General features: G+C 72.0%; 21 protein-coding genes. 16 read left to right on the top strand and 5 right to left on the bottom strand.

Annotated features, from left to right (window positions below):
• Nucleotides 1-11 precede the first annotated feature (11 nt).
• From ACZ7OH_RS30590 to ACZ7OH_RS30580, 3 genes are read left to right on the top strand one after another with little or no spacing between them, the layout of a single operon-like run.
• The gene (locus ACZ7OH_RS30590; RefSeq protein WP_470283978.1) at nt 12-1,199 is read left to right on the top strand and encodes a right-handed parallel beta-helix repeat-containing protein; all 1,188 of its coding nucleotides are present in this window, start codon (nt 12-14) and stop codon (nt 1,197-1,199) included.
• 30 nt (nt 1,200-1,229) lie between these two features.
• A complete protein-coding gene (locus ACZ7OH_RS30585; RefSeq protein ID WP_470283977.1) occupies nt 1,230-2,171 on the top strand; it encodes a glycoside hydrolase family 25 protein in 942 nt (313 codons plus the stop codon).
• 19 nt (nt 2,172-2,190) lie between these two features.
• Entirely contained in the window at nt 2,191-2,529 is a 339-nt protein-coding gene (locus tag ACZ7OH_RS30580; protein ID WP_470283976.1) for a DUF3253 domain-containing protein, read from the top strand.
• Nucleotides 2,530-2,590: 61 nt separating this feature from the next.
• Here the strand turns inward: ACZ7OH_RS30580 and ACZ7OH_RS30575 are convergent, their stop codons facing one another.
• Nucleotides 2,591-3,772: an FAD-dependent monooxygenase gene (locus tag ACZ7OH_RS30575; RefSeq protein WP_470283975.1), complete on the bottom strand. Its 1,182-nt coding sequence runs from the start codon at nt 3,770-3,772 to the stop codon at nt 2,591-2,593.
• Nucleotides 3,773-3,884: 112 nt separating this feature from the next.
• Here ACZ7OH_RS30575 and ACZ7OH_RS30570 point away from each other — a divergent pair, with 112 nt between their 5' ends.
• From ACZ7OH_RS30570 to ACZ7OH_RS30555, 4 genes are all read left to right on the top strand, one after another.
• A complete protein-coding gene (locus ACZ7OH_RS30570) occupies nt 3,885-4,373 on the top strand; it encodes a MarR family winged helix-turn-helix transcriptional regulator (RefSeq protein ID WP_470283974.1) in 489 nt (162 codons plus the stop codon).
• Between the two features lie 197 nt (nt 4,374-4,570).
• On the top strand, nt 4,571-4,816 hold the full coding sequence (locus ACZ7OH_RS30565; RefSeq protein WP_470283973.1) for an ATP synthase subunit c family protein: 246 nt from the start codon (nt 4,571-4,573) through the stop codon (nt 4,814-4,816).
• A 179-nt stretch (nt 4,817-4,995) separates the two neighbouring features.
• Nucleotides 4,996-5,634 carry an HD domain-containing protein gene (locus tag ACZ7OH_RS30560; protein ID WP_470283972.1) on the top strand — a complete coding sequence of 213 codons (639 nt, stop codon included), beginning with the start codon at nt 4,996-4,998 and terminating at the stop codon, nt 5,632-5,634.
• Nucleotide 5,635: 1 nt separating this feature from the next.
• Entirely contained in the window at nt 5,636-6,547 is a 912-nt protein-coding gene (locus tag ACZ7OH_RS30555) for an NADP-dependent oxidoreductase (RefSeq protein WP_470283971.1), read from the top strand.
• A gap of 54 nt (nt 6,548-6,601) precedes the next feature.
• Here ACZ7OH_RS30555 and ACZ7OH_RS30550 read toward each other — a convergent pair whose 3' ends face one another.
• Genes ACZ7OH_RS30550 through ACZ7OH_RS30540 form a run of 3 tightly spaced genes read right to left on the bottom strand, consistent with a single transcriptional unit; the run spans nt 6,602 to nt 9,696 of the window.
• Nucleotides 6,602-8,047 carry an alpha/beta hydrolase gene (locus tag ACZ7OH_RS30550; protein WP_470283970.1) on the bottom strand — a complete coding sequence of 482 codons (1,446 nt, stop codon included), beginning with the start codon at nt 8,045-8,047 and terminating at the stop codon, nt 6,602-6,604.
• A gap of 32 nt (nt 8,048-8,079) precedes the next feature.
• Nucleotides 8,080-8,799: an ABC transporter permease gene (locus tag ACZ7OH_RS30545; RefSeq protein ID WP_470283969.1), complete on the bottom strand. Its 720-nt coding sequence runs from the start codon at nt 8,797-8,799 to the stop codon at nt 8,080-8,082.
• A 12-nt stretch (nt 8,800-8,811) separates the two neighbouring features.
• A complete protein-coding gene (locus ACZ7OH_RS30540) occupies nt 8,812-9,696 on the bottom strand; it encodes an ABC transporter ATP-binding protein (protein ID WP_470283968.1) in 885 nt (294 codons plus the stop codon).
• A gap of 108 nt (nt 9,697-9,804) precedes the next feature.
• Here ACZ7OH_RS30540 and ACZ7OH_RS30535 point away from each other — a divergent pair, with 108 nt between their 5' ends.
• Together ACZ7OH_RS30535 and ACZ7OH_RS30530 are read left to right on the top strand one after the other, a co-directional pair.
• Nucleotides 9,805-10,941, top strand: a complete 1,137-nt coding sequence (locus ACZ7OH_RS30535) for a sensor histidine kinase (protein WP_470283967.1) — start codon at nt 9,805-9,807, stop codon at nt 10,939-10,941.
• A complete protein-coding gene (locus ACZ7OH_RS30530; protein ID WP_470283966.1) occupies nt 10,938-11,540 on the top strand; it encodes a response regulator in 603 nt (200 codons plus the stop codon). The genes ACZ7OH_RS30535 and ACZ7OH_RS30530 overlap by 4 nt, the downstream gene beginning before the upstream one ends.
• On the opposite strand, the gene ACZ7OH_RS30525 is transcribed toward ACZ7OH_RS30530, so the two are convergent.
• The gene (locus tag ACZ7OH_RS30525) at nt 11,537-12,445 is read right to left on the bottom strand and encodes an SDR family NAD(P)-dependent oxidoreductase (RefSeq protein ID WP_470283965.1); all 909 of its coding nucleotides are present in this window, start codon (nt 12,443-12,445) and stop codon (nt 11,537-11,539) included. The two genes, ACZ7OH_RS30530 and ACZ7OH_RS30525, sit on opposite strands and share 4 nt — an antisense overlap.
• Nucleotides 12,446-12,573: 128 nt before the next feature.
• Here ACZ7OH_RS30525 and ACZ7OH_RS30520 point away from each other — a divergent pair, with 128 nt between their 5' ends.
• From ACZ7OH_RS30520 to ACZ7OH_RS30490, 7 genes are all read left to right on the top strand, one after another.
• Entirely contained in the window at nt 12,574-13,242 is a 669-nt protein-coding gene (locus tag ACZ7OH_RS30520; protein WP_470283964.1) for a TetR/AcrR family transcriptional regulator, read from the top strand.
• A 52-nt stretch (nt 13,243-13,294) separates the two neighbouring features.
• The gene (locus tag ACZ7OH_RS30515) at nt 13,295-13,450 is read left to right on the top strand and encodes a CopG family transcriptional regulator (RefSeq protein WP_470283963.1); all 156 of its coding nucleotides are present in this window, start codon (nt 13,295-13,297) and stop codon (nt 13,448-13,450) included.
• The gene (locus ACZ7OH_RS30510; RefSeq protein WP_470283962.1) at nt 13,447-13,791 is read left to right on the top strand and encodes a VOC family protein; all 345 of its coding nucleotides are present in this window, start codon (nt 13,447-13,449) and stop codon (nt 13,789-13,791) included. Before ACZ7OH_RS30515 ends, ACZ7OH_RS30510 begins: the two co-directional genes overlap by 4 nt.
• Entirely contained in the window at nt 13,788-15,011 is a 1,224-nt protein-coding gene (locus ACZ7OH_RS30505; RefSeq protein WP_470283961.1) for an MFS transporter, read from the top strand. The genes ACZ7OH_RS30510 and ACZ7OH_RS30505 overlap by 4 nt, the downstream gene beginning before the upstream one ends.
• A gap of 202 nt (nt 15,012-15,213) precedes the next feature.
• Entirely contained in the window at nt 15,214-16,080 is an 867-nt protein-coding gene (locus ACZ7OH_RS30500) for an amino acid ABC transporter permease (RefSeq protein ID WP_470283960.1), read from the top strand.
• Nucleotides 16,077-16,844 carry an amino acid ABC transporter ATP-binding protein gene (locus tag ACZ7OH_RS30495; RefSeq protein WP_470283959.1) on the top strand — a complete coding sequence of 256 codons (768 nt, stop codon included), beginning with the start codon at nt 16,077-16,079 and terminating at the stop codon, nt 16,842-16,844. The genes ACZ7OH_RS30500 and ACZ7OH_RS30495 overlap by 4 nt, the downstream gene beginning before the upstream one ends.
• Nucleotides 16,845-16,852: 8 nt before the next feature.
• Nucleotides 16,853-17,791: an ABC transporter substrate-binding protein gene (locus ACZ7OH_RS30490; protein WP_470283958.1), complete on the top strand. Its 939-nt coding sequence runs from the start codon at nt 16,853-16,855 to the stop codon at nt 17,789-17,791.
• The last annotated feature ends 59 nt before the right edge of the window (nt 17,792-17,850 follow it).

Here is a 17,850-nt window from a genome sequence, read left to right as displayed (position 1 = left end):
GAAGTGTTCCCGTGAAACGAATCCGAAGACGGGCGCTGCTGGTGACCGCGGCGATCGCCACCCTTTCGCTCGGGACCGCGGTCGTCGTGTCGGCGGCCGCGGTGCCCCGGGCCGGCTCCGGCGCCGGCGGCTGCTTCGACCCCGCGGCCTTCGGGGCCGTGCCGGACGACGGCGTGGACGACCGCGCACCGGTGCAGGCCGCCATCGACGCGGCGGGCGGTGGCACGGTCTGCCTCGGCGGCCCGGGCACGGTGCTCGAACTGGTGGGGGACCAGCAGGCCGGCGCGGTCGCGGTGGTGTCGCTCGACCCGGGGGCGAGCGACGTCACCGTGCAGCGGCTGGCGATCGACACCTCGGCGGCGACGAACACCGACGAGCAGACGCACGCGATCGCGATCGGCTCCGGGGTCTGCACGACCGCGAACGGGACCTGTTCGCTGCCGGTCGCGGACGTGACGGTGCGGGACGTCGTCTTCGACCACCCGGCGATCGCCGGGTCGCGCAAGGGTGACTGCGTCCGCGTGCTCGGCAACACCCCGGCCACGGCGGTCGAGCGCGTGACGATCATCGGCGGGTCGTTCGTCAGCTGCGCGCGGTCCGGGATCGGTGTGCAGCGCAACGTGCTCTCGCTGACGGTGCTGGGCAACCACTTCGGCGAGCAGATCGGCGACACCGCGTTCGACGGGGAAGCCACCACCGGCGACAAGATCGCCGGCGACATCATCCGCCGCCACGGGGTCTCCGGCTCCGGCATCCGGATCACGCCGCACAGCGGCGGGATCCCGGCCCAGGTGACCGTCACCGGGAACACGATCGCCCTGGACGGCGACGCCGACGCGATCTACGGCCACTCGGTGCGCGAGATCGGCGTCCGGGACAACGACATCACGTTCACCGGCGCCGCGCCCGACGGCTCGGGGATCGCGCTGCAGGGCATCAGCGGGCCGATCGAAGACGCGACCATCACGGGCAACACGGTCGCCGGCCCGAGCCCGTACTTCGCGGCCGTCCGCCTCGACTCACGGCCCGGGCCGTTCGGCGGCGTCACGGTCGCGCTCAACTCCTCGCGCGGCGCCGCCCGGTCGCTGCAGTGCTCGCAACGGGCACCGGGCGGCTTCCCGCCGTCGATCGTCTCGACCGGCAACCGGTGGAACGTCGCGCCGACCTGCCCGGTGGCCCCGCTGTCGCCGGGTCGATGACCCGGCTCGTGACCGAAGGGAGTTCCCGCCATGGCCAGGGGAGCCGACGTCCATCCGTTCTACCAGCGCGGCCTGCGCTGGGACCAGGTGAGCGACCTCGCGTTCGTGTGGGTGAAGGTCTCCGACGGGGGAGCGCCCTACACGCGCGCGGAAGGGGGTGTGGTCTACCGGCCCGACACGCACGTGGCGGGGGCGAAGTCGCGCGGGATCCCGGTCGGCGGGTACCACTACGCCCAGCTGACCCTCGGCCCGGAGGCCCAGGCCGACCTGCTCCTGGCCGAGGTCCGGCGGCTCGGCGCGACCGGCGTCGCGCCGATGCTGGACCTCGAGGCGCCGTTCCGCCCGGACAGCGCGGCGCGGGCGTTCGGGACGGCGTTCTGCCGCCGCGTCGGGGACGCGGGCCTGCGGCCGGCTGTCTACATGAGCGCGTCGTTCGCCGCCGCGTTGCGCCCGGACCAGTGGGACGTCCCGGACCTGGTGATCGTGATCGCCCGGTACGGCGCCCGGCCCGAAGCGCCGGGAGCGGGCCGGTACCCGGGCCGCTACGACGTCCACCAGTACACCAGCAGCGGCAGCCTGCCCGGTTCGGCGGGCGCCGTCGACTTCGACGAGTCCTACACCGGCAACCAGCTCGACCCGGAGGGTGACATGCCATTCAGCAACGACGACTTCGTCCGCATGATGTGGGGGAACACGTTCGACGCCGCGGGCAACCGCAACTACGCCCAGTTCATCAAGGACATGGACGCGAAGATCACGGCGCTCGGCTCGTCGCTCGACGCGGTGACGAAGCTGATCACCGACAGCCCGGCCAACCCGGTCGACTCCGAGCGGCTCGCTGCGGCGCTCGAAGGAAAGCTGGTGGCCGAGCTGGTCCCGGCGGTCACCGAGGCGGTGACGCAGGCCGCGGGCGCGGAGACCGCGGACGAGGTCCGGCGGATGCTCGTCGGACGGCTCGGTGCGTCGGCGTGATCGGTGCGATGCTGAGGATATGCCCGAGCAGCCGGGACCCCGGCGTGAACTGCAGCGGATCCGCGACGGCGGCGGCCCGGGCGCGGACGACGCCCGCTCGGCGCTGACGGCGACGTCCCCACGCGACCGGCTCCGGGCCGCGATCGTGGCCCTGGCGTCGGCGCGGGGACCGAAGAGCAGCACGTGCCCCTCGGACGCAGCGCGCGCGGTGGCCGACGACTGGCGGCCGCTGCTGGACGAGGCCCGCGAGCTGGCCCGCGAACTGGCCGGGTCCGGCGAGGTCCGCCTGACCCAGCGCGGCCGCCCGCTCGACCCCGGCGGCGACTGGTCCGGCCCGATCCGGATTTCCCGCCGGTGACGGGAAATCGGCCCCTGGTCGTGCCGGCGCCGGGGAGACTGCGGTTCGCTCGCCCTCCCCGTCAGGGGAAGTCCGGCAGCGTCAACGCCGAGTGCTCGGGCCGCGGGCTGCCGGCAGGGGACTTCGCCAGCTGCCGGAGCGCGGCGTTGCGGCGTTCGAGGTCTTCGGCCGTCGCGGGGAACAGCGTCGACTTGCCTTCCGACACCCTGGCCTGGTTGCGTTCGGCGAAGTCCCGCAGCCGGCTCTCGTAGGCCGCGAAAGCCGCGGTGTGGTCGGGGATCGTGGCCAGGGCGTGGCCGAGCACGTACGCGCCCACCAGCGCCAGGCTGGTGCCCTGCCCGGTCAGGAACGACGGCGCGTGGGCGGCGTCGCCGACGAGCGCGACCCGGCCGTCCGTCCACTGTGGCAGGTGGATCTGGCTGACGACGTCGAAGAAGAGGTCGTCGGCCTCGCGCATCGCCGCGACCAGGCGCGCGGTCTCCCAGCCCTCGCCCGCGAACGTCTCGGCGACCAGGTCGCGCTGCGCCTCGGGGTCGCGGAACGCCTCGATCGGCGGGTCCTGCCGCGCGAACACCAGGAAGCCGTGGACTTCTTCGCTGTCGAGGACCGAGTAGAGCACCGCGCCCTTGCCGGGCGTGCTCCACGCGACGCCTTCGCGGTGCAGGCCGAAGACGTTGGGCATGGTGAACCCGGCGAAGCTGTAGCCGAGGTAGTGGTGGAACTGCTTTTCGTCGCCGAAGACCAGCTCGCGGGTGCGCGAGTGCAGGCCGTCGGCGCCGAACACGAGGTCGTAGGTCTCCTGCCGGCCGCTGTGGAAGGTGACGTCGACGCCTCCCGCGTGCTGCGCCAGGGTGTCGACGCTGTCGCCGAACCGGATCTCGGTGTCGTCGCGGACCAGGTCGTACAGCGTGCGGGTCAGGTCGCCCCGGCGGATTTCGACGTCTTCGCCGTCGACGCCGCCGATGACCACGTTGGGGTCGAGCGCCGCGATCTCGCTGCCGTCGGTGTCGAGGAAGGTCAGCCGGCGGGTGGAGATGTGCAGGTCCCGCAGGCGGGGGAGGATCCCCATCCGCCGGGCGGCGTCCAAGGCCGTCCCGCGGACGTCGATGGGGTAGCCGCCGTCGCGCAAGACCGTCGCCTTCTCGACGACGGTGACCGCGAAGCCGGACCGCCGCAGCCAGTAGGCCAGCGCGGGACCGGCGATGCTCGCGCCGGAGATCAGGACCGATCGTGTGGTGTTCATGGCAACCCCCGATAGCTAAGTTAGGTATCTATGTCGCGGGTGCGACAATGCCGCGGAGGACGTTGCGGCATGACGCAACTATATACCTAACTTAGCTATCTAAGGGAGTGTGATGGCCGACACCGAAGCCGGCGACGGGCCCGACCTGCGCTCGGTGCTGCCCCGGCTCATGCAGCTGAGCACGGTGCTGAACCGCAGCGGCCTGGGGGAGCGGGCGATGAAGCGGGCCGGCGCCGACCTCGACCGGCCCGGGTTGTCGATCATCCTCGCCCTGCACGCGACGGGGAAGGCGATGCGCGTCGGCGAGATCGCGGACCGGATGCAGGTCGCCGGGCCGCACGTCACGCGCCACCTGCACGTGCTCGAGCGGCGCCGCCTGGTGCGCGGCCTGGCCGATCCGGACGACCGCCGGGCCCGCTTGGTCGAGCTCACCCCGGACGGCGCCGAGCTGGCCGACCGGTACGTCACGACGTTGCTCGGCTGGTTCGGTGAGGCGTTGTCGGGGTGGTCGGCGACGGATCGCCGGACGTTCTACGACTTGCTGCTGAGGTTCACCGACGACTTGGCGGCGTTCGCCTCGGCGATGGCCGACGAGGACTGAACGGTTCCCTTTCGCGGCCTCTTTCGCTGTGGGCGAACCGGGGTAACGCATTCCGTGCACGGACCAGGGATGCCTTTTTCTGATATCCTTGCCGTGTTCGAACCATCGGTTCCGGTGAATTCCCGACGTCGATTCTTCCGCCCAGAAGCCGCTGCTCCACGCGAGTGTGCGCGTGGACCGATGTGAGGGGAATGTCCATGAACGACGTTGTTCTGGCCCAGACCGCCAACATCAACCCCGGCCTTGCCGCCATCGGCTACGGACTGGGTGCGATCGGCCCGGGAATCGGCGTCGGTCTCATTTTCGCGGCCGTCATCAATGGTACCGCGCGGCAGCCGGAAATGCGAGGGAAACTGCAGACGATCGGGTACTCGACGTTCGTGCTGAGCGAGGTGCTCGCGTTGATCGGCATCGTCGTGTACTTCATCGCCTCCACCAAGTGAGTCCGGCGCCCGTGTTAGACGGGTTACAGTACTTGCGTGTAACGAAACGCCGGTTTAGCGTCGGTGGCGAACGCGCGGCGACGGCGCCGGCAGACCGCCTTCGCCCAGGAGACCCCGGAACCCGCGCGGAAGCTGCTGTACGACCTCGTCGCGGTACTCGAGGAGGAAAGGCAAAGGTCATGACGGAAGTCATCGCGGGAGTGGAAGTCCCCGGGACGGCTGCGGTCGCCGAAGCGGCGCGGCTCGTCCGGGAAACCACCAGCCCGCTCGTCTACCACCACTCCCGCCGGGTCTACTTCTTCGCCCGGATCCACGCGGAACGGCTCGGCCTCGACCCGGACCCCGAGCTGCTCTACCTGGCCGCCCTGTTCCACGACACCGGCCTCGCGACGCCGTTCTCCGACGTGGAACAGCGCTTCGAGGTCGACGGCGCCGACCACGCGCGCCGATTCCTGCTGGAACACGGCTTCACCGCCGCGGCCGCGGACACCGTGTGGACGGCGATCGCGCTGCACACCACGCCCGGCATCCCCGGCCGGATGGGCCCGGAGATCGCCGCGACGCACTTCGGCGTGCTGACCGACGTCGTCGGGTTCGGCCTCGGCGAGCTGGACGCCGGCCGGCTGGCGCAGGTCGTCGCGGCGCACCCGCGGGGCGACTTCAAGAACGAGTTCCTGACCGCCTACTTCGAGGGCCAGAAGGACCGCCCGGACACCACCAACGGCACGGTGAACGCCGACGTCCTGGCGCACTTCCTGCCTGACTTCAAGCGTCCGACGACCGTCGAGCGCGTCCTCGGCTCCGCTTGGGAGAGCTGACATGCGTGCCATCACCGCGAGCGGTCCCGACGCGGGCGTCGACGGCCTCACCCTGACCGAGCTGCCCCACCCGCACGCCGCCGAGAACGACGTCGTCGTCCGGGTCCACGCCGCCGGGTTCACCCCCGGCGAGCTGACCTGGCCGGCCACGTGGACCGACCGCGCCGGCCACGACCGCGCGCCCAGCGTGCCGGGGCACGAGCTGTCCGGCGTCGTCACCGAGCTGGGCTACGGGACGACCGGCGTGACCGTCGGCCAGCGCGTCTTCGGGTTCGCCGACTGGGCGCGCAACGGCTCCCTGGCCGAGTACGTGGCCGTGGAGGCGCGCAACCTCGCGCCGCTGCCGGCCGACCTCGACCACACGGTCGCCGCGGCCCTGCCGATCTCGGGACTGACCGCGTGGCAAGGACTGTTCGACCACGCCGGGCTCACCACGGGCCAGACGGTGCTGGTCCACGGCGCCGCCGGGGGCGTGGGATCGCTCGCCGTCCAGCTCGCCCGCGAGGCCGGCGCCCGGGTGGTCGGCACGGGCCGGGCCCGCGACCGCGACCTCGTGCTCGGCCTGGGCGCCGACGCCTTCGTCGACCTGGCCGCCGAGAAGTGGGAGCAGCCCGTCGACGTGGTCTTCGACGTCCTCGGCGGCGAGGTCCTCGCGCAGTCGGCGGCGCTGGTCCGTCCCGGCGGCACCCTCGTGACGATCGCCGAGCCGCCCAAGGTCTGGCCGGAGCACGGCCGCGCGGTGTTCTTCGTGGTCGAGCCGGACCGGGTGCGGCTCGCGGAGCTGGCCCAGCGGGTGCGGGACGGCCGGTTGAAGCCCCTCGTCGGCGAGGTGCGCCCGCTCGCCGAGGCGGTGGACGCGTTCGCCCGGCGCCGGCGCGGGCCGGGCAAGACCATCATCCGCGTGGCGGACTGACGGCGGTGCGGTGCGGCGAGCCCCCGTGCCCGCCGCACCGCCCCATCCCCCTCGTCAGGCGGTCTCCGCCGCGCAGGCCAGATCGTGCGCCGGGCGCGACCCCGTCACCAGGAACTCCGTCACCGCGGTGTTCCCGCACCGGTTGGGCCCGAACAGGTAGGCCCCGTGCCCGCCTTGGTCGATCGTCACCATCCGGGCGCGGTCGCCGAACGCCGCGCGCAGCTTGCGGGCGCCCACCAGCGGCGTTCCCGGGTCACGCTCGTTCTGCACCATCAGCACGTTCGACGGCCCCCGCCCGGTGATCCGCACCTTCGGCTCCACCGGCGCCGACGGCCAGAACGCGCACGCCGCGATGTTCGCCGTCGCCGCGCCGATCAGCGGGTAGCGGATCCGGTCCACGGCGACGTCCACCTGGTAGCCCGCCACCGACCGCGGCCACGCCGTGTCGCCGCACAGCACCGCGAACCGGGCCGCGAAGAGGTTCTGCACGGACGTCGTCAGCGAACCGTCCGGCGGCTTCGGCGCGCGGCCTTCGTTCAGGCCCCGCCAGTCCTCGGCCAGCTGGGTCAGGTTCGTGGCGTAGAGCCCCTGGAACGTCAAGCCGCGGAAGGCCGATCCCGTGACCCAGTCGATCGGTGCCCGGTCCAGCCGCGCGGCCAGCTCGTGGAACTTCGCCGTCACCTGCGCCGGTGTCGTGCCGAGGCCGTACTCCGGGTGCGCCGCGGCGAACTTCGCGAAGTCGGGGAAGCGGTCCTCCATGCCCCGGCCGAAGTTGCGCATCGCGTCGATGTCGTACCCGCCCGGCCCGAGGTTGCTGTCGAGGACGAACCGGTCGCTGCGCTCGGGGAACATCGTCGTGTAGACCGCGCCCAGGTACGTGCCGTAGGACGCGCCCAGGTAGGACACCGCGGGCTCGCCGAGCGCCTGGCGGATGCGGTCCATGTCCCGCGCGGTGTTCGCCGTCGTGACGTACGGCAGCATCGACGCCGTCGAAGCGGCCGCGCATTCCTTCGCCTCGGCCTTCGCGACCGCCGCCTGCTTGACGACGTCGGCCGGGCCGTTCGCGTACGGCAGGTTGCCGATCGCCAGCTGCTCCGGCGTCAGATTGCAGGCCACCGGCGTGCTGCGCCCGACGCCGCGCGGGTCGAAGCCGATGACGTCGTAGGCGTCGAGAACGTCCTGCGGCAGCTTGACGAGCTTCAGCAGCTGCGGGTAGTCCAGGCCTTCACCGCCCGGCCCGCCCGGGTTCGTCAGCAGCACGCCGCGCCGCTTCTCCGGGTGCTTGCTCGGCAGTCGCGACACCGCGACGTCGATCTTCCGGCCGTCCGGGTTCCGGTAGTCCAGCGGGACCTTCAGCGTCGTGCATTCCAGGTCCGGCGTCGGGAACGCCCCGGCCGGGCACGGGCCCCAGGTCAGCCCCTCGGGCGCGGCGGACGCCGGTGGCGCCACCGCCGTCGCACCCAGCACGGCGATGGCCGTGGCGAGCAGAATCCTGCGCATCGGTGTTTCCCCTCTCTCGTGCGCGCCGCTGGTCAGCGACGCGGTTCCCAGCGGAAGAGCCGCGTGGCCAGCGCGACGGCGATGACCACCCAGGCCAGCGTCGGTCCGAACAGGACCAGCGAATCGGTCAGCGGCTTGCCGCCGTTCCAGGCGTTCAGCACCAGCTCGGTCGCCGACCCGCCGGGCAGCAGGCGCTTGAGCAGCGTGAGCTCGCCGGTGCCGGTCACGCCGACCCAGCCGGCCACGGCGATGACGCCGAGGCTGACCGGCAGCGTCGTGACCTGCGCGTGCTCGGGTGAGTTCGTCAGCCCCGCCGTCGCCAGCCCGAGCGCGAGCATCATGGCCCCGGTCGCGACGACGGCCGCGACCAGCAGCGCCGGGTCCGCCGGCGGCCCGGCGACGGCGGCCAACGCGCCGAGGATGACGGCGATCTGGGCCACCGACAGCACGGTGATCGGCAGCAGCAGGCCGCCGAGGATCCCGGCGTCGCGCGCCGCGGTGGAGCGCAGGCGCTTGAGGAACAGGTTCTGGCGGCGGGACGCCAGGGTCGTCACCGACGTCGTGTAGAGCCCGATGCCGGTCACGAAGAACAAGGCGAGCGTCGCGATGTAGCCGAGGCTGCCCACCTCGGTGAAGACGTCGTGTTTGGTGATGAAGAACGCGCTGAGCCCGGCGGGCAGCACGAGGGCGGTGACCAGCACCAGCCGGTTGCGGAAGATCTGGATCAGCTCGCCGCGAGCGATCGTCCACATGGGAGTGTCCTCTCAGGAGTGTTCGATGGCGCGGAAGACGTCGTCGAGCCGCGTCGGCCCGGCCCGCAGGTCCCGCAGCTCCACGGCGTGGTCCTGCGCCCAGCCGAGCAGCGTGTGCAGGTCCTTCTGCAGGCCGAAGGTCTCGACGAGGAAGTGGCCGTCCGCCTGGCGGGTGGCGTGCAGCGGGGGCGCGGGCGCGCGCGGCGGCAGGCCGAAGTGGATGGTCGCGGGCAGGGTCCGCGTCAGCTCGGCGACGGTCCCTTCCCGGTGGAACGCGCCCTGGTGCATGAGCCCGATGCGGTCGGCGCGCTGCTGGGCTTCTTCCAGGTAGTGCGTGGTCAGCACGACCGTGGCGCCGTCCTCGCGCAGCCGGTCCACCGCGTCCCAGAGCGCGTCCCGCGACTGGATGTCGAGACCGGTGGTGGGCTCGTCGAGGAAGACCAGCTCGGGCGAGCCGAACACGGCGGTGGCGAAGTCCAGCCGCCGCTTCTCGCCGCCGGAGAGCTGCCCGACCTTGGTGGTGGCCTTGGGGGTGAGGCCGACGACGCCGAGCACGCGCCCGACGTCGTCGGCCCGCTCGGTGAGCCGCCCGATCAGCCGGACGGTCTCCCGCACGGTCAGATCGGGCGAGAACCCGCTCTCCTGCAGCATGATCCCCATCCGCGGGCGGACGGCGGCGCGGTCGCGGGGGTCCTTCCCGAACACCCGCACGGCGCCCGACGTCGGCGCCCGGTGGCCTTCGACGGTCTCCAGGGTCGAGGTCTTGCCGGCGCCGTTGGTGCCGAGCAGCGCGTACAGCTCCCCGCGTTCCACCTGGAACGAAAGGTCCTGCACGGCAGGGAAGCCGCCGTAGTTGAGGGTGAGGCGGTCGACGTCGATGACGGGTGTCGTGGACATGCTCCGATTCCAGCCGGATCGGCGCGCGGCCGGCAGTGCGGCCGCGTCACCCCGACACATGACGTGGTGTCACTGGTGCGGGCCGCCGTGCCCGATACGCTCGGACCCGTGGAGGTACCGGCGATCGCGCGCAGGAGCACCTGGACCGGCGGGGCGGTCCAGGAACGGCTGCGCCGGCTCAACCTGATCACCACGGTCCCGCCGCTCGCGATCATCGGCGTGCTGCTGCTCCTGCTGACCGCCCGGACCTGGTGGCACGTCGTCATTCAGGTCGTCGGGCTGGTCGCGGCGCTGGCGACCGCGGAACGCTGGACGGCGGGGGACTACCTGCGCGTCGCCGGGCCGAGCTTCGCCGTCACCGCGGTGGTCTGGCTGGCCGGGGCGCTGATCGACGACCCCTCCGCGTTCTTCGGCGTGTCCGTGGTCGGGTCGTTCCTCATCCCGCCGCTGCCGCGCCGCCGGGTCGCGGCATTGGCCGGGTTCACCGCGCTGGTCGCGGTCCTGGGCGCGGCGAACGTGCTGGTGCACGACGACCGCGTCGGACCCCGGCTGATCCAGTTCGCCGCCATCCCCGCGGCCGCCGTGCTCGTCTCGACCGGGCTCATGTTCGTCAGCCAGCGGTTTTTCGACCTGATCGCCGAGCTGGAGCAGTCCCGCGAGCGGGAGGCGGAGCTGGCCGTGACCCGGGAGCGCGCGCGGTTCGCCGGCGACCTGCACGACATCCAGGGGCACACGCTGCACGTCGTGAAGCTGAAGGTCGCCCTGGCCGAAAAGCTGCTGGACAGCGACCTCGACCGGGCGCGCGCGGAGCTGGCGGAGGTGCGCGGCCTGGTCGGCGACACGATCGTCCAGACGAAGGAACTCGTCCACGCCCAGCGGCGGCTGAACCTCTCGGCCGAGCTGGAGAACGCGAAGAACCTGTTCGAGGCCGCGGGCATCCACGTGCGGGTCGAGCGGGAGTCCGAAGTGGACACCCGCGCCGGCGAGCTGCTCGGCCAGGTCCTGCGCGAGACCACGACCAACATCCTGCGCCACGCCCAGGCGCGGCAGGTGCGGATCACGCTGTCGCGGTCGGGGATCGAGATCGTCAACGACGGCGTGGCCGAAGACGGCGAGCCCGAGCTGAGCGGGCTTTCGGCGTTGCGCCACCGCTTGGCCGAGCACGGCGGTGAGCTGCACGTGTCGCGTACGGACGGCCGCTTCCGGACGGCGGCGGCGTTCCCGGCGTGGGAGGACGGCCGATGACCACCGTGGTGCTCGCCGACGACGAGGCCCTGCTGCGCAAGGCACTGGCGGCGCTGCTGCCGCTCGAGGGCGAGATCACCGTGCTCGCCGAGGCCGAGGACGGCGAGCAGGCGGTGGCCGCCACGCTGCGGCACCGCCCGGACGTGCTCGTCATCGACCTCGAAATGCCCACTGTGGACGGTCTCGGCGCGGTGGCCGAGATCCGGCGGGCCCGGCCGGAGCAGGTGATCCTGATGCTGACCCGGCACGCCCGGCCGGGAGTGCTGCGCAAGGCGCTGAAGCTGGGCGTGCAGGGGTTCGTGAGCAAGGCGGCGGAGCCGGCGCACATCACGTCGGTGATCCGGACGCTGCACGAGGGCAAGCGCTGGATCGACCCGGACGTCTCGGCGCTGGCGGTCGTGGACGACTGCCCGCTGACCGACCGCGAGATCGACGTCCTGCGTGCGACGCGGGAGGGGTTTTCGGTGGCGGAGATCGCCGGCCGGCTGCACCTGGCCGAGGGCACGGTCCGCAACTACCTGTCCAACGCGATGCAGAAGACCCAGACCCGCACCCGCCACGAAGCGGCCCGCTACGCCCGCGAGCACGACTGGCTTTAGCCGACCGGGAACTTGACTCCGGTCAGCTCCTCCGAAACCGTCCACAGGCGACGGTGGATCGCCGCGTCGTACGACTGCGGCGTCGACGCCACCACCTGCGGGCGCCCGCGGTAGCCGCCCACGCCCGCCGGGCCGTAGTACTGGCCGCCGAGGGCCGCCGGGTCGGTGGCCGCGCGCAGGATCGGCAGCGCGCCGCGCTCGGAGCTCTGCGTGAACAGCGGCGCCACCACCGGGAACAGCGCGCGCGCGATCGCGGGGGAGTTGCGCATCAGCTCCGTGCGGGCCACACCCGGATGGGCGGCGAGCGACGCCGTCGTGCCGTGCGGGGCGAGGCGGCGCTGCAGCTCGTAGGCGAACATCAGGTTGGCCAGCTTGGCCTGCCCGTACGCCGCGACGCGGTCGTAGGAGTTCTCCCACTGCAGGTCGTCGAAGTGGATCGCCGCGCGGATGCGGTGCGCGATGCTCGCGACCGTCACGACGCGCGAGCCCTCGACCGGCAGCAGCAGGTCCAGCAGCAGGCCGGTGAACGCGAAGTGCCCGAGGTGGTTGGTCCCGAACTGCAGCTCGAAGCCGTCGCGGGTGGTCTGCTTCGGCGAGTACATGACGCCGGCGTTGTTGACCAGCAGGTCGATCTTCGGCAGCGAGCCGTGCAGGTCGGCCGCGGCCGCGCGGACGGACTCCAGCGAGGACAGGTCCAGCTCCTGCACGGTGACGTCGGCGGTCGAGCCGAGCCGCGCGGCGGCCTGCTTGCCCTTCTCGACGTCACGCACGGCCAGCACCACCGTCGCGCCCTTCTCGGCCAGCGCCTTCGCGGTGTCGAACCCGAGCCCGGTGTTGGCGCCGGTGATGACGGCGACCCGGCCCTTCTGGCTCGGCACGTCGCGTTCGGTCCAGTTCTCGGCCATGGCGGTTCCCTCCGTGTCGGCCCTTTCGGACCGGTGGTCTGTTATGCCTCGACGCTAAGGAACCGTCGGTCTGTTGTCAAGAGACTGCCGGTCTCCAATTTCGGCCGCCGGGCGTTACGCTGGGTGGCATGACGTTCCAGCGAGCCCGCAGTGCCGAGCAGCGGGAGGCGCGGCGCCGCACGATCCTCGACACGGCGCTGGCGATGCTCGACGAGATGCCGGTGGCCGAGGTGAGCCTCAACGAGCTCAGCCGACGCGTCGGGCTGGCGAAGTCGAACGTGCTGCGCTACTTCGAATCCCGCGAAGCCGTCCTGCTCGAACTGCTCGACCGGGCGCTGCGGGACTGGCTCGCCGAGGTGGCGGACGAACTCGCCGACGGCGTCGACCCGGGGCTGCCGGCGGGGGAGCGGGGCGAGCGGTTCTCCACCGTCGTCGCCCACTCGCTGGCCCGGCGCACCGTGCTGTGCGACCTCATCGGCGCGCAGGCCGGTGTCCTGGAACACAACGTGTCCACCGACGCGGTCGTGCGCTTCAAGCGGTCCGCCCTCTCCGGGCTGGACGCGATGGCCGAGCTGATGCGCCGGTACGTGCCCGAGGTCGGTGACCAGGCGGCGTCGATCTGCCTGCTGGCGATGATCCTGACCGGCGGGCTGTGGACGCACTGCCGCCCGTCGCCGAGCGCCCTCGCCGCCTACGAGGTGGATCCGGCGCTGGCCACGCTCCACCTCGAGCTGGCGCCGGCGCTCGCGCACGGGCTGACGCTGCTGATTTCGGGTGCGATGGCCACGGCCGGCTGAGAAGTCCGGCCGGGACCGGCGACAGGGCATGCTCATTTGCTAGCATGTGGGCATGCCCGCAGACGCCAAACGGCAGTTCAGCGTCTACCTGCCGGTCGCGCTCATCCGGCGGGTGAAGCACGCCTCCGTCGACGCCGACGAGTCCCTGTCGGCCTACGTCGAACGCGTTCTCGAAGACCACCTGCGCCGCACCGAGGAGCGCCCATGATGCGAGTGCTGCCCATCCGCTACACCTCGGACGTGGAAGCCGTGACGCGCTTCTACACCACCCTCGGCCTGGAAACCGGGCCCGTCTCCCGGCCCGGCGGCTGGGTCGAGCTCCCCGCCGGCGGCGGCACCCTGGCCGTCCACAAAGGACAAGACGCGGGCCGGTGCGAGCTCGCTTTCGAGACCGACGAACCACTCGAAGACGTGCGGGACCGCCTGCGGGCAGCCGGGTACGAACCCGGACCCGTGCTCGACGAAGGCTTCGGCCGGTCCCTCCGCGTCCGCGACCCCGACGGCGTCCCCGTGCAGATCAACGCCTACGAGCGAGACCTCTACACGTGACCCGGACCGGGTCCCTGCCCCTCGCGGCGGGGATCGTCGCGCTCGAGTTCGCCGCGGCGGTCACCAGCTTCGTCGCCTCCACGCTGCTGCCCGTCGTCGCCGGGGACCTGAACGCCGGGAACCGGCTCGGGCTGCTCATCGCCGGCTCGACCCTCGGGCTGTTCGTCGCGCTACCGCTGGCGAGCCGGGTGCTGGGCCGGCTCGGGACGCGCGGCACCCTCGCCGCCGGGATGCTCGCCTACCTCGGCGGGCTCGTCGTGGCGGCCACGTCCCGGAACGCGTGGACGTTCGCGCTCGGCCAGCTTTCCACCGGTCTCGCCAGTGGCCTGCTCGCGGTGTTCGGCATCAGCTCCGCGATCCGCCACCTCGACGACCGGCTGCGCCTCAAGGTCGTCGCGGCGTCGTCGGCCATGTGGATCCTGCCCGCCCTCGTCGGCCCGGCCACGACGCTCGGCCTCGCGCACCTCGTGGGCTGGCGCTGGACCCTGCTCCTGCCCGTGCCGTTCGTCCTCTTCGGACGGTTGCTCGTCGTGCGGGCCGCCGGCGACGAGCCGGAGACGTCGCCGCGGCCGCTCGGCCGGACGCTGCTGGTGCCCCTCGGCGCGGCGGGTGTCGTGCTGAGCGAGGGGTGGTGGCCGCTCGCGCTCGCCGGCGCGGCCGTCGCCGCGGCCGGGATGGTGGCGATCCTGCCGGCGGGCACGGCACGTTTGCGCCGGGGGGCGCCCGCCGCGCTCGCCGCGATGACGCTGTTCGCGGTCGGCTACTTCGGCGCCGACAGCCTGATCACCGTGCTGCTCACGACGGGCTTCCACGTCGGCCTCGGCCAGGCGGCGATCGTGCTGAGCGCCGCCCCGCTCGCCTGGGCGGTGACGAGCCTCCTGGCTCGTCGGCACTTTCCCGCGACCGGCTTGGGCCTGACCGCGCTCGGCACGGCCGTCCTGGCGATTGGCGGCCCGTTTCCCGTGGTGCTCGTCGCATGGACGGTGGCCGGGATCGGCGTCGGGCTCGCCTATCCCGCGTTGTACGTCCGGGCGAGCACCGCCGGGACGAGCGGGCTCACCGCGACGGAGCTGGCCACCGCCGTGATCACCGCCGAGTGCGTCGGACAGCTGCTGGGCCGCGCGGTCGGCGGCGCCCTGAGTTCGGCCGGCGGGTTGACAGCCTCCTACGCGGTGTTCGCGGTCGCGCTGGCCGCGGCGGCCGTCGTCAGCCGAAGGTGACGCGAAGTCGTCCAGGATCTGGAACCCGGCGCCGGCTCGTTGACCGTCCCGGGTCCCGCTTCCTAGAGTCGACGACGTCAGCGGAAAGCGCCCGCGCTTTTCTTCCCTTCCTTTTCCGGAGCAGGTACCCCAATGCCCGAATCCGTTTGGGTCGACCGGTCTGATCCGCGGGTCCGGCCATTGCCCGCCGACCTGGCCCGCGATGACCAGTGATCTCGGAACCCGGCCCGCGCCCGCCGCCGCGCCGGAGGAGTCGCTGAAGATCGTGCCCGCGCGGCACCCGCTGACCTGGGTCGCCGCCGCCGTGGTGGCCGTCCTCGTCGCGATGGCGGGCCACGCGCTGGTCACCAACAAGGCGTTCGACTGGCCCACCTTCGCGAAGTTCGTCTTCCAGAAATCGATCTTGGAAGCCGTCGCGCTGACGCTGGAACTGACGGTGTTCGGCGTCGTCGCGGGATTCCTGCTGGGCACCGTGCTCGCGTTGATGCGCATTTCCCGGAATCCGCTGCTGCGCGCGGTCAGCTGGACCTACACGTGGATCTTCCGGTCGGTTCCGCTCATTCTCCAGTTGCTGTTCTGGTACAACCTCGCGATCCTGTACAACGAGATTTCCTTCGGCGTCCCGTTCGGGCCGTCGTTCGTCTCGGTCGGGACGATGAGCCTGATCCCGCCGTTCTTCGCCGCCGGTCTCGGGCTCGCCCTGCACCAGGGCGCGTACGCCGCGGAGATCGTGCGCGCCGGGTTCCTTTCGGTCGACGCGGGGCAGCGCGAAGCCGCCGCCGCGCTGGGGCTCCCGGCCGGTCGGCAGTTCCGCCGGATCGTGCTGCCGCAGGCGCTGCGCACGATCGTGCCGACCGCGGCCAACGAGATCATCGGCCTGCTGAAAGCGACGTCGCAGGTGTACGTGATGGCGTTGCCGGAGCTCTTCTACCAGGTCCAGGTGATCTACACGCGCAGTGGCCGGGTGATCCCGCTGCTGCTGGTCGCCACCGCCTGGTACCTCGCGCTGACGACCGTGCTGTCGGTCGCGCAGTACTACGTCGAGCGTCGGCTGGGGCGGGGCGCATGAGCACCGAGTCCACAGTGGACGTCCGTGGCGTCCACAAGAGCTTCGGGGCGCTGAAGGTCCTCGACGGCGTCGATCTCCAGGTGCGCCAAGGGGAAGTGACCGTCCTGCTGGGACCGTCCGGCTCCGGGAAGTCGACGCTGCTGCGGCTGATCAACCACCTCGAGCGCGCCGACCGCGGGTTCATCAGCGTCGGCGGTGAGCTGATGGGCTACCGCCGGGCCGGCGACCGGCTGCACGAGCTCAAGGAACGCGAGATCCTCAAGCAGCGCACGAAGATCGGGTTCGTCTTCCAGAACTTCAACCTCTTCGGCCACCTGACCGTGCTGGAGAACGTCGTCGAAGCGCCGATCTCCGCGCAACGCCGCCCGCGCGCCGAAGCCGAAGCCAAGGCCCGCGAGCTGCTGGACCGGGTCGGGCTCGCGGACAAGGCGGACCAGTACCCGCGGCGGCTGTCCGGCGGCCAGCAGCAGCGGGTCGCGATCGCCCGGGCGCTGGCCCTCGAACCCGGCGTCCTGCTCTTCGACGAACCCACGTCGGCTCTCGACCCCGAGCTGGTCGGCGAGGTCCTGGAAGTCATGCGGGACCTGGCCGAGGCGGGCACGACCATGGTCGTCGTCACCCACGAGCTGGGCTTCGCGCGCGAGGTCGCCGACACCGTCGTCTTCCTCGACGAAGGCCGCGTCGTCGAACAAGGCCCGCCCGCCGAAGTGCTCGACCACCCCCGGCACCCCCGCACCCGCGCGTTCGTGGAGAAAGTCCTTTGAGGAGAACGATGAAACTGAGAACCCTGCTGCTCGCGTCGGTGTTCGCGCTCGCCGCGTGCGGCAGCCCGGAAGCCGCGACCACCGCGCCCGCGGACCAGCCGGGCGGGGTCGACACCACCGCGAACCAGAACCGGATCCGGGCGCAGCGGGTCGACGCCATCGCCGCGCTCGTCCCCGCGGAGATCCGGGCCCGCGGCACGCTCGTCGTCGGGACCACCGGCAACGGCACGCCGCCGCTGTCGTTCCGCGCCGACGACGACAAGACGGTCATCGGCGTCGAGCCCGACGTCGCGCAGCTCGTCGCCGACGTGCTCGGGCTGAAGCTCGACCTGCGGGCGTCGTCGTGGGAGAACCTCTTCCTTTCGGTGGAAAACCGGCAGTTCGACGCGGGGTTCTCGAACATCACGGTGACCGAGGAGCGCAAGGACAAGTACGACTTCGCGACCTACCGCAAGGACACGATCGCGTTCGAGGTCAAGACCGAGAAGAACATCGCGGTCAAGGAGGCGAAGGACATCGCCGGACTGACGGTCGGCGTCGGCGCGGGCACCAACCAGGAGCAGATCCTGTTGCGCTGGGACCAGCAGAACAAGGCGGCCGGGCTGGCCCCGGTGAAGTTCCAGTACTACCAGGCGACTTCGGACTACTACCTGGCGCTGCAGTCCGGCCGCATCGACGCCTACGTCGGCCCGAACCCGACGTCGGCCTACCACGTGGCGGTCGACGGCAAGACGAAGATCGTCGGCACGGTCTCCGGCGGCGGCACCATCCCGGCGGACATCGCGGCGATGACCAAGAAGGACGACGGCCTGGTCGAGGCGCTGCAGCAGGCGCTGGACACGGTGATCAAGAACGGGCAATACGCGGAAGTCCTCAAGCGCTGGAACCTGGCGTCCGAGGCGCTGCCCGCGTCGGAGGTCAACCCGCGGGGCCTGCCCCGCAAGTGATTCGGGCTCGGGTGGCCGGGGAACGCCGCTTTCCCGGGCCACCCGGGCACGTGCGGACG

Source organism: Amycolatopsis sp. NPDC114478 (assembly GCF_055633805.1).
Note: the sequence above shows the minus strand (reverse complement) of the source record. Positions and strands in the feature narration are given on the sequence as shown.